This window comes from Dictyobacter aurantiacus (assembly GCF_003967515.1).
In the GTDB taxonomy this organism is placed as follows: domain Bacteria; phylum Chloroflexota; class Ktedonobacteria; order Ktedonobacterales; family Ktedonobacteraceae; genus Dictyobacter; species Dictyobacter aurantiacus.
The window spans coordinates 2406527-2420762 of sequence record NZ_BIFQ01000001.1 but is presented as its reverse complement, the minus strand read 5'-3'; the positions used below and the strand labels follow the sequence as shown (position 1 = coordinate 2420762).

The window sequence follows — 14236 nt, the reverse complement described above, 5'->3', positions numbered from 1 at the left end:
TTCTAATTATGTCGTAGGAATGTTTAAAATAGTAGCTATCCTGGTAGTAATTCGGTTATGAAAAAGTATTACTTTCCTTATTTTACCTTTCATTCCTCAACCACCCTCTTCTCAATTTGTTACTTTGATTGGACGATATTTATAAATGGAATATACCTATTCAGGTCTGATTGATGCCTACGGCATCAACCTGAATTTTTGTGGCGTTGCGGACCATGGTCCGCAACGCCACAGGTAAAATTATTAGCGCTCTTTAAGCGCTAAATAGATACAATAGAATTTTGTTATATGACTCAAAATGAGTCATATACAATATATTCCTATGCTGGCCCGGCCAGCGAATACGCTAACCTTGACTGTCTGCTGGCTATATTTTAAGTTTTATATTTGACGTACCATGAGTCATGGGCTTATAACAAAACCAGATAAAATGTGTTGGGCGAGGATACTATGGAAAAACAGAACCGCATGCTCAAATCTGCTCGCATGCAGAGAGCGTGGACACCAGAGTTTGTCAGTGGGTTGGTGGGCGTGAGTCGGAGTACATATATTCGGTGGGAATCTGGCGCTCAGAGGCCACGCCATGCCTCGTTAGATGCCCTGTGCAAAGTTTTTGCCATGTCGCCCGCGGAACTGGGATTTGTGGCGAATCGTATCAAGCAGGCGCATACGCTGGACAAGCTCACCGGCCTTTCCTCTACGCTGAACGTGGACGGTATAGAGGAGGTAGATGAAGATGATACGGTCGAGATCGCTGAAGAGGATCTCCCGGCCTCTTTAGAGGAGTGGTCCCTCGGGCTGACCTCCTGCTGGGAGCGGTATATGGGGGGAGGCCAGCGAGAACTGGAGCGGTTGCTCCCAAGCTACCTGACGCGTTTATTGAAGCCGACCCTGACCCCCGGTCCCGCGCAAAAAAAGGCCGCCGGCCTGACCGCGCAGGCCTATCAATTGATCGCGCTACTGGATCTACAGCGTGGAGATTTCGCGTCCGCCGAGGCGAACGGCACCCAGTCCCTGGTGTATAGCCAGCTGGGCAGGGACTGGAATCTCTACGTCGCGGCTCAGATTCGCCTGGCGACCATCTTTGCCGCGCGCAAGCGCGTTGGCTCGGCGCTTAACGCTTATAATAACGCCTTGCATCGCATCAACACCAACAACGATAGCATCTCTCCCATGCTCCATAGCTGGATCTTTGCCGGGCTGGCCGAGATACAGGCCACTATGGGACGCGAGACGGAGGCCCTGCAGTTTTTAAAGCTGGCGCTGGCGGTCTTCCCCGAGAAGCCAGAAGAAGATGCCTGCGCCACCTATGCGCGCTGTGACCGCTCCATGCTATACCTGTATCAGGGATTGGTTTTCCTCAGACTGGGGCAGCCCAAAATGGCCTGGGAGGCGTTTGCCCAGGTGGATGAGCTCAAACCGGTACCCTGTGAACGCATGCGTGCCGAGTTTTTAAAGTATCGCGCCTATACCTCGCTGGTGCTCGGCAATATGATCCAGTCCTGCATCTACCTTGAGGCCGCAGCCAGGACGGCGCGCGCCATCAATAGTGAGCTGGTGTTCGGCGAAATCTACGCGCTCTATCAACACATGCTGGCCATCTGGGGGCAGGAATCACGCGTGAAGGCGCTGGCGATCCTTTTTCAGAGCTGAACTGGAATTCTTTATCTCAGCACGGGTGCCACGCAAAAAACTCATCCTGAGCAAAGAGAACATAGTTGACAAGCAGCAAGGCACAACATACAATCCATATGAGAAGTTTTTAGTTTTACGCATATAACGCGCCTGGAGGGGCCCCTCCTTTTCGTCACATGCAGGATGTTATTTTGGAATGAAAGACGACAACGAGTGGCGTACAGCCGCTGATGCCCAATATGCATTGGGTATAAAATATCGTAACATTTCCACGGGAGATCAACAGGCCAACCTGAAGCTGGCCATTACTTGCTTCCAGAAAGCGTTGAGTCTCTATTCTTTACAAAGCTCGCCCATCGAATGGGCCAGGACTCAGCAACAGTTAGGCATCGCATATCGCAATTCAACCGCTGGTCCTGAACGCCAGCAGCATTTAAATAAAGCGCTGGCCGCCCTGCAATCTTCATTGGAAGTGTTTACCAGTGAAGAACATCCCCTCGATTGGGCGCAGGTCCAGTATGAGCTGGCTCTGACCTATTTATATCTCCCCAGTGGTAATCGCCGTCCGGCGCTCTTTAAAGCCCTGAGTTGCTTGCAGGCATGCCTTGAGGTATATACATTCGAAGCGTTCCCCGAGCAATGGGCCAGCATCCAATACAACCTGGGCAATGTCTATTGTCTGCTTCCCTCCGATGATCGTTACTCGACGTTACGTAAAGCCATCCTTTGTTATGAGGCCTCGTTACGCGTCTATACCTGTGAGTCTACACCCCAGGAATGGGCAATGGCGCAGTTTAGCCTGGCCAATGTCTATGCCTTTCTGCCAGGTGGCGAACGCCAGACGAATCTGGAACGCTCGATCATTCACTACCAGGCGGCCCTGCAGGTCAATACCTTCGACCGGCATCCAGAGCTGTGGGCCAACACCATGCAGAGTATGGGCAACGCGTATCGCAACATGCCCGGTGATGAGAGCGAAGCCAGTCTGCACCACGCGGTAGATTGCTATCAGGCCGCCCTCAGCGTCTATTCAAAAGAGGATACTCCCCTGGATTGGGCGTCTGTCTATAACAACCTGGGCATCACCTATAATTTGATGTCGAGTGGTAACGAGCAGATCCGCCTGGAGCAGGCCGTAACCTGCTTTCGCATGGCGCTGAGGGTATATACACGTGATACCTATCCCGCCGAGTGGGCCAAAACCAATAATATGCTGGGCCTGACCTATCTGGATATGCCAGAAGGGAACCGGCAGGAGCAACTGCGCCAGGCGATTCTCAGCTTCGAGGCCGTCCTGGAGGTCTATACGTTTGTGCAGCATCCATTGGCCTGGGCTAATGTGCACTATAACCTGGGCCACGTGTATATGCTCATCGAGCCGGTAGATGAAGAAGAGTGGCAGAGCCATATTCAAAAGGCCATTACCTCATTTGAGTCAGCGCTGCAGGTATATAACCGTAAAGACACGCCCTATGAGTGGGCTAAAACCCAGAGCAACCTTGGCAATGCGTATAAGGATTGCTTGCTTGATAATTGCCATCCTTACCTGCAGCAGGCGGTCGAGTGTTACAGGGCTGCCCTGCTCGTCTATGCCCGTGAAAACATGCAGGATGAATGGGCGACCACGCAGGGAAATCTCGGGCAGGCCTATTGGACGCTGGCCAGGACGGAGCGGCAGGATTATCTGGAACGCGCCATCGCCTGTTTTGAGGAGGCGCTACAGATTCAGACGCGCGAGACGACGCCACTGGAATGGGCACAGAACAAACATACATTGGGATTGGCCTATGCCGATCTCGCACGAGGGGATCAACAGCATAATATCCAGCGGGCACTGGCCTGCTACGAGGCCGCCCTGGCCGCCTATCAAAGTCTGCACATGCCCGCGCAGGTCTCGCTTGTTCAGCATGACATCGAGCAGGCGCGCCACTCTCTTTCGCGCGGTCTTGCCTGATGATACAGAGAAATATGTTATCCGCCCGTGGTTCGGGAACATGGCTGGCCAGAGGTCTGACCCTGCTGTTGAGCAGCCTCTTCTTTCTGTTCCTGGGCATTCCTCTGGCGGGTTTGCTCTTCAGAGAAGCACCGGCGACGATCTGGAATGAGATTCTGCAGCCGGACATCTTTCAGGCTTTGCAGCTCAGCCTGGTCACTACTACCCTGAGTACCCTGCTGGCGGTTGTGTTTGGCCTGCCCGTCGCTTATCTGCTGGCTCGCCGCCGCTTCTTGGGGCGGGGTCTGCTCGAAACCCTGATTACCTTACCTACTGTACTGCCCCCGGTGGTGGCAGGCGTCGCCCTGCTGTTAACCTTTGGACGCCTGGGACTGCTTGGTCGCTATCTGGCCCTTTTCAACGTTACCATCCCTTTTACGACGGCCGCCGTCGTGATGGCCCAGACCTTTATCGCGGCGCCTTTTTTTGTCAATAGTGCCAGGGCGGGCTTTGAACAACTGGATCGGCGCTACGAGCGAGCTGCCTATACCCTGCGCGCCTCCCCTCTCTACACGTTTTTCCGCGTCACCCTGCCCCTGGTGCGTCCCGCCTTGCTATCTGGCATCGGCCTGTGCTGGGCGCGTGCGCTCGGCGAGTTTGGGGCCACCATCACCTTTGCTGGCAACTTTCCCGGCGTCACCCAGACCATGCCGATCGCTGTGTATATCGCTTCTGAGAGCGACCTGGACAAATCCATCGCCCTCGCCGTCGTTTTACTGGCCGTTTCCTTCGCCCTTCTCCTGACTTTAAGGCTAAGCCAGCGCACCCGGGACAAAAAGGAAAAAAAACCGCCAGAGGTAGGCTTTAATCCCGATATAATGCGCATCGACGGCGAAAAATAGGCATTTATCCTGGCTAAGTTTTCTAATAATTCTAATAAAACAGCCCAATCTTCATTGACAATTACTAACCACCTCGGTACAATAAGTAAAGATGAAGTCGTGTTATGACTAGGAGGCAACTTCATGGCTGTTGCACATACAGACCTATATCGTCATGAGAACCTCGTTCGAAAATCGATTCAGATCCCTTCGACGCAGCATAAAGAGCTAAAGGCGTTGGCTGTGGAGCTTGACTCCTCACTGGGAGACGTACTGGAGGCTATTATGGATCTGATGCGCCAGGATGATTATCAGCAGTTGAGGTTAGTGATTATGGAAAAACGTGAGCGTGAGCTCTCCTTACTTAACCACTCTCTCGATGAAGCCTACGCTTATCTCTCTACCGTTCCCGAAACCCTTGATGAAGCCCAATTGTGTTTTAGTGCTGGTTGTGAAGGTATGTTTGCATGAGTAATGAGGCCAGGCAGTCATTGCCGAGCCTGAAGCAGCAGCAGGATGCGAATGCTAGTATTCCAAGTCCGCGGCGTGGTGAGATTTGGGATGTTAATTGGTCACCCGGACGTGGTGCAGAACAGCAAGGCACGCGGCCGGCGTTAGTGATACAAAATGATCGAGGCAATTCCTCTTCTTCTTATCCTTTAACTATCGTTGCCTCGATGAGCCGCACGGAACGAGAGCTTCCGTTGCATGTACGCATTACACCTACTCAAAATAATGGCTTAAGTGATTACACCGACGTAAAATGCGAGCAGATCATGACGATTGAGAAGACACGTCTTATCAGGCGTCGTGGCTCGATTAGCCCTGAGGAGTTGTATCGCGTTGATCAGGCTTTACGCCTAAGTCTTCATCTCATTCGAGATTAAGGCCGGCGTTATTTCATCCTCACATTTTTATACACCTATTCCCCTCTTGCCGGGTTTATCCGGGCATAGATCTGCCCCTGCCTTTTGTTACAATAAATAGAGAGATATTTGAGGGCCCGCCAATTTGGCCCCTCCATCCACATGTATGCACCACCGCCATTGGTTCTTTATTGGCGTCCACTTAAGGGGTGCAGGGTCCTCCCTGCCGGGGTGTGGGGCAAGCATGCCGGGGGCATGATAGTCCCCACAAAATCCTTTTTCTCTTTTTACGCGCCGCCTGCGGCGGCGCGAGAGGAGAGATGAGAGAGTGGGGACACCCCACACCCCGGCAGGAGGGCTAGCCGCCCTCCTGCACCTCCCGCGTTGGGGAGTGAACGGATGGGTGGTTGGATGGTTTCCAGTTAGGGGATTGGCTGTAGATACCAGCCATGTTCTTGTGTTAGAATTTCTGCCAAATAAGGTTACTTATTTTCTTTACTACATACTTCATACCGTTAAGCAAGCACGCCAGGAGAGGTAAATATATGCAAAAGCAGCTTGGAACTGTACAGGTTAAACGAAGTTTTCCGGAGATGTTAAAGGGTGGAGTGATCTGCGATGTGGTGAATGCGGAGCAGGCGAAGATCGCGGAAGAGGCTGGTGCCTCTGCCGTCATGGCTCTAGAGCGCGTGCCTGCCGATATTCGTGCCCAGGGTGGCGTCGCGCGTATGAGTGATCCAGAGTTGATTCTGAAGATTAAAGAGGCCGTGACGATTCCGGTGATGGCGAAGGTTCGTATCGGACACTTCGTGGAGGCCGAGATTCTGCAGTCGCTGGGCATCGATTGTATCGATGAGTCTGAGGTGCTGACGCCAGCCGATGAGCGCTTCCACATCAATAAGCATGAGTTTTCGATCCCCTTCGTGTGCGGAGCCCGCGATCTGGGCGAGGCCCTGCGTCGTGTCGGTGAGGGTGCCGCGATGCTGCGTACCAAAGGTGAGGCCGGTACTGGAAACGTGGTTGAGGCCGTACGTCATATGCGTACCATCATGGGTGGTGTGCGCCGCCTGCAATCGCTGCCGGAAGAGGAGCTGATGGCTGAGGCCAAAGAGCTGGGCGCTCCCTATGATCTGGTGGTGGAAGTTGCTCGCACGGGTAAACTGCCGGTTGTTAACTTTTCCGCCGGTGGTATCGCCACGCCCGCTGACGCGGCGCTGATGATGCGGTTGGGCGCCGAGGGCGTCTTTGTTGGTTCCGGTATCTTCAAATCGGGCGATCCCATGAAACGCGCCCAGGCTATCGTCAAAGCGACCACCCACTATCAGGATCCCGAAATCCTGGCCGAGGTTTCGCGCAACCTGGGAGATCCCATGGTTGGCATCAATCTGGATAATCTGCCCGCCCAGGAGCAGATGGCACGACGCGGCTGGTAATTCTACTCGATTGATACTGATTAAGAAGAACACATGGAAAAATACAACCCAACCCCCCGTATCGGCGTATTAGCATTACAGGGTGATTTTGAAGCACACATCAAGATGTTGCAGGGATTAGGGGCGGACGCGCAAGCTGTTCGCCTCCCCAAACATCTCGACGAAATAGATGGTATAATACTACCAGGTGGTGAAAGTACGACAATCGGTAAACTGATGATTGCCTACGATCTCCACCAGGTATTGCAACGAAAGATTCGTGAAGGCGTTCCCATATGGGGGACATGTGCAGGTCTCATTTTATTAGCGAAGGAGACGGATAATGCTCTTGCCGGCCAACCACTATTGGCCAGCATGGACATTCGGGTCCGCCGTAATGCGTTTGGCAGTCAGCGGGAAAGCTTTGAAACTGATCTGTCAGTGCCCGCACTAGGCGAAGCGCCATTCCACGCCTTCTTTATCCGGGGACCACAGGTTGATCAGGTTGGCCCCGAGGTGGAGGTGCTGGCAACGCTCGATGATGGAACTATCGTCGCAGTCCGTGAAGGGCCCTTGTTAGGCACTGCATTTCATCCTGAGGTTTCAGGAGATACACGTTTTCATCAATACTTTCTCCGCATAGTACAGAGCGTGAAGAGGTAGAAGTAGCTTGACACACAGCTTCTATCTAACGCAGGAGTAGTGGATGATAAGACCGGTGTTGTATGTAGATTTACCGGGAATCATCTACGCTATTGACCACCGTGCTCGAGGTAACCAGCGCGACTATGCAAATTTTGTTTGCTGGCTCGAGTCGGTGGAGAGTGCGCTTCCTTCGCCCCCTATTTTGAGGCAGCTTCTTCCCATTTCTCCAGCTGTCCGCACGTGGATCTGTGAGGACCACTGGCGCCTGTTAGGCTTCGCCCAGGTACGCGAACGACCGTCCCATGCCGCATGGGACCTCGCCTACCTGGCCTCAATGACGCAGCGAGATGGCGCGCAACTGGCCGGCGATGATATACTAACGGCCTTGCTTGAATATGCATTGGAGATGGCCTCAACCCATGGCATTCTCCGCATCTTTGCGAAGGTTGAAGATGAAATGCCTGAGATGGAGATGTTCCAGCGTTCGGGTTTCCAGCGCTACGCACGTGAACTGACGTATGTCTATGACCCATATCAGCAAAAATCCAGGTCGACACACGTCGCGACGGAGACGGCGCTCCCTTCGCTACGCCGCTGGAATCGCCACCATGTGTGGGGATTATACCAGCTCTATCGTTCGGTGACGCCGCAACGCGTGTTGACGGCCGAGCTCTACGAGAATAGTGAAGAGTACGCCAAACTTCAAGTCGGGTCACTACAACCACTACCTTCCTTTTTTGGCCGTGGTAGTGAGAATTATGTATGTGACGTAGGTGTTCGTGTGGGAGCCTGGATGCGGCTCTGTCGAGGTCACGGCTCGACGCCGCACCGCATCTCGCTGATGGTACATCCAGAACACGCCGAGCTTGCCGAGCCGTTGATACAGTTCGGCATCAAGCGCCTGCTGGATGCCGACGTACGGCGCATCTATTGCCTGGTGCGCGAGTACGATTCTTTTGTTAACACCGCTCTTTGCAATAGTGGATTTGAGCAGGTCCTGGCCAAGGTACTGCTTGTGCGACACGTGGCCTTACTGGCCACGAGGCAGAGCACGGTCCCCCTGCTGGAGCAACGCGCGGTCTATGGCTTGAAAGGCCTGGGGACGGTCAATTCGCGCCAAAAAATTATGAGGTGATAAACTGCCTATGCAACATGTGATCACTGACGATCTGGAGGCTCTGCTGGCTACTCTTCCGCCAGACATCCACGACGCGGTCAATCGGCTGGATAACCGAAGCGAACTGCTGGAGATCGTAATGGACCTTGGGCGTCAGGCCGAGGGCCGGTTCCCCGAGGGGGAAGTGATCCTTAGTACGACACCGGTGACATATGCCGATCTCGAGTACGTCGTTGAACGTATTGGGGAATTTGGCGATGACAACCGAGCGGGTATTGAGCGGACACTCCACCGTATTAGCGCGATGCGCAATCGGAAAGGGAGAATTGTCGGTTTAACTTGCCGTATTGGTCGAGCGGTGCTTGGCAGTATTGCCCTGATCCGTGATATTGTCGAACAGGGCCAATCCATCCTGATTCTTGGTCGTCCGGGCGTGGGTAAAACAACGCTCCTGCGTGAAATCGCTCGAGTCCTGGCGGATGAGGCGAATAAGCGTGTGGTAGTGGTGGATACGTCTAATGAAATCGCTGGCGATGGGGATATCCCCCACCCTGGCATTGGGCGTGCTCGACGTATGCAGGTTGCGCGTACGGCGGAACAGCACGCTGTGATGATCGAGGCTGTGGAAAACCATATGCCACAGGTGATCGTTATTGACGAGATTGGTACCGAGTTGGAGGCGGCCGCGGCACGCACGATTGCTGAACGTGGTGTGCAGTTGGTCGCGACGGCTCATGGTAATTCGCTGGGAAACTTGCTTGTAAACCCGACTCTTTCAGACCTGGTGGGTGGTATTCAGACCGTCACCCTGGGTGATGAGGAGGCGCGTCGACGCCATACTCAGAAGAGTATTCAGGAGCGTAAATCGCTTCCGACCTTCGAAGTGGTGGTGGAACAACAGAGTTGGGATGAAGCTGTAGTGCATCGTGATGTGGCAGATACGGTTGATAATATGCTGCGCGGCCAGCCTATCGTGGCCGAGGAGCGTACACGTGATGAGGAGACCGGACATGTTTCGATCCGCCGAGTGACGACGGGTGGCATGGATGTTCCTGGCTGGGGCAACGGACTCGGTGGTCCCGGTGCTCGCCCGGGACAGGGTTTCACGACAAGTATGTTCGAGCGCTCAGATCGCAATGATTGTGGTCATCTTGATCGCAATCATACCCATCTGAGTTCGTTGCGTGGCGCGGGCGCGCCTACAATAGATCCGCGCGGTGGCAGTGAGCGCATACGTGGTCGCAACCAGACCACGGCACATATCGCGCCACAGGTCCAGGCGCTGGCACCTACAGGGACCGCGCCCAATGACGGAGAGAGCCATGCGGCTGTTCTGGTCAAGCCCCGCCCCATGACCGAGATCACGGAAGGGATCTATCAGGCCAGTGAGCCCGCGACAGAGGTTCGTCCGCCCAAGACGCTCAAGGTCTATCCATTTGGTGTAAATCGCGACCGACTCTCGGAGTCCGCGCGCCAGTTGCGCGTGCCGGTTGTGATCACCAACAACGAGCGCGAAGCCGACGCGGTTATTACGCTTAAGAATTATTATCGCCGACAGCCCGAACGCTTACAACAAGCGGAGCAAGAACGCAAACTGATTATTATACTGAAAAACAATACTATTACCCAGATGCAGCACGCGCTGGCGCGCATCTTTGATATCCCTGAAAGCGCACCCGATGGTGATGGTGCCGATGCATCAGATACCCAGGTGAGTATAAACGAGCGCGAATTTGATGATCCGACCAAGCAAGCGTTGCTTGAGACAGAAGACGCTATCCACCAGGTCTTGAACAAGGGCCTCACAACGGCGGAACTGGCTCCGGCCAACGCCTATGTACGGCGTCTGCAACATCAAATGGCCACTCGCTACAACCTCATCTCGCGCAGCCGAGGTAAGGAGCCTCATCGCCGGGTAAAAATCTTTCGCTCTCGCGATTAATAGCGTGATTGGGGGCTTTGCCCCCAATCACAAAAAAGGGGTATGCCAGAAAGGCGCATGCGCGCCTTTCTGGCATACCCCTTTTTTAAGAACGGTGTGTGATATTGCGGCACGGCGCATCCGCGCCGTGCCGCAATATCACACACCGTTCTTCTTTTTTGTGCGCGCCGAAGGGGCCATCAATTGAATTAAGGGCAAGCGAGCATGCCGGGGGCATGATCCAGCGGCGAGCCCAAGCCGGGGCAAGCCCGGCACCTACGGGGGCTTGGGGGCTGTGCCCCCAACGCCTCCTCTCCTCTCGCTACCCGAAGGGCGGCAAAAAGAAGGTGGCTGGCGAGCGGGGATGCAAGGGGCGGCGAGCCCCTTGACTGGGGGCTTGGGGGCTGTGCCCCCAATGCCCTCCTCCTCTCGTCGCCCGCAGGGCGGCGAAAAGAAGGCGCCGCAGGCATAACATTTCAAAAAAAAGGAAATAGGACGGTTGTCAGACAGATCGCACATGCGCTATAATCCTTCCCATAACATTTAGGCAGCGGAGCCTATAAATGTAGCCATGACGGCTGGGCGTCCTACGTGGGACTGGAAGGAGTCGTACTTATGCGTCTTGTAGAGAACGATCTAACCACTGGCACTACCCCCGCGGTAGTCGGTTCTGTCAAAATAGCTGATATCTGGCAAGCGTACAAGTTTCTTAAGCCGTTGATTCATCATACGCCGCTATCGTCTTCACGGACAATGAGCCAGTTGACGGGGGCCGATATCTATCTGAAGTATGAGCATATGCAGCGCTCAGGCTCATTCAAGGTACGTGGAGCCGGATATAAAATCTCGACGCTAACGGAGAAGCAGTATCAGGCAGGTGTGATCGCGGCCTCGGCTGGCAATCACGCGCAAGGCGTAGCGATTTCCGCCGCCCAGCATAATATCCCCTGTACGATCGTCATGCCTGAAAGTGCTCCCCTGGCCAAAGTTACCGCCACTGAAGGGTACGGTGCGCGCGTTGTGTTATATGGAGCGACCTACGACGACGCATACCAGCACTGCCTGGAATTGCAGCAAGAGAGCGGCGCCACCTTTATTCATGCCTTTGATGATCCCAAAGTTATCGCGGGGCAGGGCACACTGGGACTTGAGATGCTCAATGATCTGCCCGATGCCGATGCCATCGTCGTCCCCATTGGGGGCGGCGGCCTGATTTCGGGCATCGCCATCGCCGCTCGGGCCTTGAAGCCCGATATTACCATCATCGGCGTGCAGGCATCTGGAGCGCCCAGCACCCGTGTTTCTCTGGATGCTGGTAAGCTGTCGACGCTGCCAGCGATCACCACCATCGCGGACGGCATCGCCGTCAAGAAACCCGGTGATCTCACCTTCTCAATCATCGAGCAACTGGTCGATGACGTGGTACTGGTTGATGACGAAGCCACGATCAACGCGGTCCTCCTGCTGATGGAGCGGTGTAAAATGATGGTGGAGGGCGCGGGCGCCATCGGGCTGGCGTCCCTCTTAAGTGGAAAGGTCCAGCTCAAAGGTAAGAAAGTGCTGGTCCCGTTGACCGGTGGCAACATCGACATCAATCTGGTGGGACGTTTCATCGAGCATGGACTGGCCAGTGCTGGCCGCTACTTTGTCATCCATACCCGTCTGACCGATCGACCGGGCGAGCTTATGCGCATGCTCTCGATTATCACCGATATGCGCATCAACGTCATCGACGTTCGCCACCAGCGCATCTCCAACCGCTTGCCGATCATGCAGCGTGAAGAGACTATCACTATGGAGACCAGCGATCGCCGCCAGTGCGAGAAGCTCCTGCGCCGCCTGCGCGATGAAGGCTACATGGTTGAAGAGGCGCAATCATTTGATTATTAATCCGGGCATGAAAAACATGAGACATCCCAAATTTTAGGGATGAACTTGTGAAAGAAGCGAGCAGTTCTCCATTTTTGAAGGAGAACTGCTCGCTTCTCTTCTCTTGCAGAACAACGTGCTTTCCCCGTTTGGCTCGCTGAAAAGCACCACTGTGCCAAAAAACGGAAAAAGAGAAAGGAGCTGGTCAACCGACTTTCCACTCCCACAGCATCCCAGCGGCTTCCACAGGGCCTAGGGGTATGCTCTTTTCGCACGCATTCGCATCCTCTGTTGGCAAGACGTGTTGTACCCGATGAACACCGGACACACGCCCACATGGTCAGCCGATGCCGACCAGAGCGTCTCTCGTCACGTGGGGAACCTCCACACCGCCTCAGAGCATAATGATCTGGACGCGAGGCTGGGGCCGGGGCCGGCCAGCTACCTCCTCCCAGCGCGCAGGGATCCGTTGCCACAACCGACTCAAGGCCAGGCGCAGCCGTGCAAACGGCTGGTGTGCTTGCCGGGCATGACGGCCTGTGCGATGACAGTAGTGCCGCAACAGCCAGCGGCGTAAGAGTTCGTAAAACGGCGCCAGCAGGCTCAGCAGAAAGGCGTAGGCCAGCGCCGCCAACAGCAGCAGTTTTTCTCGCGTCTCCCACTCCCAGAGCCGCGGGCTTTGGAAGCCCAATTCGCTCTTGTTTTCTTTCCAGGTCAGTTCGATCTGCCAGCGACGCGCATAGGCAAACATAATCCGCCAGGCATCTTCCGCGGTGGTGATGGACTCGGCGGTGAGCAGATACCAGGGCAAGCCACCTTTGCGCCGGGCCACGACCAACCACAACGGCTGCTCAGGATGGTCGGGATGCCTCACCGCACAAGCGAGAACACTGCCCATGACCCACTGGTGACGACGGCAATCCCACACCCAGCGTTCTTGCCATCCTCGTTTGCCGCGGGTGATTTTCCAGGCTGCACGTCGCTGACCCTGGGCATCCACGAGCTGGTAATCTTTTTTCCAGCGCAGCACAAAGCGCAACGAGAACGCCAGCAACAGACCCAGCCAGAAACTGCTGGCGAAGCCTTGATCAAAGACATGCATCACCTCGCGTCCCCAGAGCAGAACGCCTTGCAGTAACAGTTTGGCTTGTTCATCGCGTTTGAAGGAAGCGCGCGCCCCACGGCTGGTCCACCACCGCATGCTGGCTAGTTCAGGCGGGTCGTCTTGCTGCTCGCTGCCGACCAGGACCACGGCCAACCAATGGAGGCCCGGCACAAAGATGGGGCCACGGGGCGGGGTGTAGTAACCTTTCTTGATATGGGTGAGTCGAGCGCCCTTACTCGAGCGCACCGGGGCAAGGTCGTCCGAGGCGATAGTTTCTGGCTTCTCCCACGCACTCTCATCCCACAGCGCCAGCACATCCCTTCCCATCTGTTTCCACCTTGTGAGACGTTGGCTGGCTCGATGCCACAGATACGAGCGGATCAGTTCAGCCGACCATTTGCGACAATGCAGCAGCCGAGACAGGCGTTTGGTTCCTGCCGGAGCTTTGTCGGGCGTCTCGAGATAGCCGCCCATTTCCGAAAGGAGCAAGCCATTGACGCGATCACGGAAGGTCAAGATCACCGCCACGGTCTGCACCATCGTGCGCACCAGTCGTTTGTCCATGCGGCTATCGGCTTGCATGAGCAAGGGAGCCAGAAAGTGAGCCAGAGCAGTGTACAATCCCTGCGCCATCTCGGCAGGGGGATATGCTGGAACTTGTGGCTCCTCAAGCGGTGTGAGATACTGAGATGACATAAACAACACCTCCTGGATTGACTGAATGGTGGTCTGTTTTTCCTTCAGTCTCGCTCAGGAGGTGTCTTTTTACAAACCCGACCTTAAAATTCGGGATGTCTCATGTTTGTTTTAATCGGACGCGATGTCCGGAAATCGGGGGCAAGCTCCAAAAAA

Annotated in this window: 11 protein-coding genes; 10 read left to right on the top strand and 1 reads right to left on the bottom strand. The window is 54.9% G+C overall.

Features of this window, described 5'->3' with window-relative positions:
* Nucleotides 1-450 precede the first annotated feature (450 nt).
* From KTT_RS09770 to ilvA, 10 genes are all read left to right on the top strand, one after another.
* The gene (locus KTT_RS09770; RefSeq protein WP_126595801.1) at nucleotides 451-1653 is read left to right on the top strand and encodes a helix-turn-helix domain-containing protein; all 1203 of its coding nucleotides are present in this window, start codon (nucleotides 451-453) and stop codon (nucleotides 1651-1653) included.
* Between the two features lie 178 nt (nucleotides 1654-1831).
* Nucleotides 1832-3589, top strand: a complete 1758-nt coding sequence (locus tag KTT_RS09765; protein ID WP_126595800.1) for a tetratricopeptide repeat protein — start codon at nucleotides 1832-1834, stop codon at nucleotides 3587-3589.
* A 14-nt stretch (nucleotides 3590-3603) separates the two neighbouring features.
* A complete protein-coding gene (locus KTT_RS09760; RefSeq protein WP_235845660.1) occupies nucleotides 3604-4470 on the top strand; it encodes an ABC transporter permease in 867 nt (288 codons plus the stop codon).
* A 123-nt stretch (nucleotides 4471-4593) separates the two neighbouring features.
* The gene (locus tag KTT_RS09755; protein ID WP_126595798.1) at nucleotides 4594-4920 is read left to right on the top strand and encodes a hypothetical protein; all 327 of its coding nucleotides are present in this window, start codon (nucleotides 4594-4596) and stop codon (nucleotides 4918-4920) included.
* Nucleotides 4917-5336: a type II toxin-antitoxin system PemK/MazF family toxin gene (locus tag KTT_RS09750; RefSeq protein WP_126595797.1), complete on the top strand. Its 420-nt coding sequence runs from the start codon at nucleotides 4917-4919 to the stop codon at nucleotides 5334-5336. Before KTT_RS09755 ends, KTT_RS09750 begins: the two co-directional genes overlap by 4 nt.
* A 524-nt stretch (nucleotides 5337-5860) precedes the next feature.
* Nucleotides 5861-6748 carry a pyridoxal 5'-phosphate synthase lyase subunit PdxS gene (gene pdxS / locus KTT_RS09745; RefSeq protein ID WP_126595796.1) on the top strand — a complete coding sequence of 296 codons (888 nt, stop codon included), beginning with the start codon at nucleotides 5861-5863 and terminating at the stop codon, nucleotides 6746-6748.
* A 33-nt stretch (nucleotides 6749-6781) separates the two neighbouring features.
* Nucleotides 6782-7390 (top strand): pyridoxal 5'-phosphate synthase glutaminase subunit PdxT, encoded by a 609-nt coding sequence (gene pdxT, locus KTT_RS09740; RefSeq protein ID WP_126595795.1) that lies wholly within the window; start codon nucleotides 6782-6784, stop codon nucleotides 7388-7390.
* Between the two features lie 43 nt (nucleotides 7391-7433).
* Nucleotides 7434-8507 (top strand): GNAT family protein, encoded by a 1074-nt coding sequence (locus KTT_RS09735; protein WP_126595794.1) that lies wholly within the window; start codon nucleotides 7434-7436, stop codon nucleotides 8505-8507.
* Between the two features lie 10 nt (nucleotides 8508-8517).
* Complete coding sequence (locus KTT_RS09730) at nucleotides 8518-10431, top strand: AAA ATPase domain-containing protein (RefSeq protein ID WP_126595793.1); 1914 nt, start codon at nucleotides 8518-8520, stop codon at nucleotides 10429-10431.
* 594 nt (nucleotides 10432-11025) lie between these two features.
* Nucleotides 11026-12300, top strand: a complete 1275-nt coding sequence (ilvA, locus tag KTT_RS09725) for a threonine ammonia-lyase (protein ID WP_126595792.1) — start codon at nucleotides 11026-11028, stop codon at nucleotides 12298-12300.
* A 373-nt stretch (nucleotides 12301-12673) separates the two neighbouring features.
* Here ilvA and KTT_RS09720 read toward each other — a convergent pair whose 3' ends face one another.
* Nucleotides 12674-14080, bottom strand: coding sequence for a transposase (locus tag KTT_RS09720; RefSeq protein WP_126594639.1), 1407 nt, complete (start codon nucleotides 14078-14080; stop codon nucleotides 12674-12676).
* Nucleotides 14081-14236: the final 156 nt, after the last annotated feature.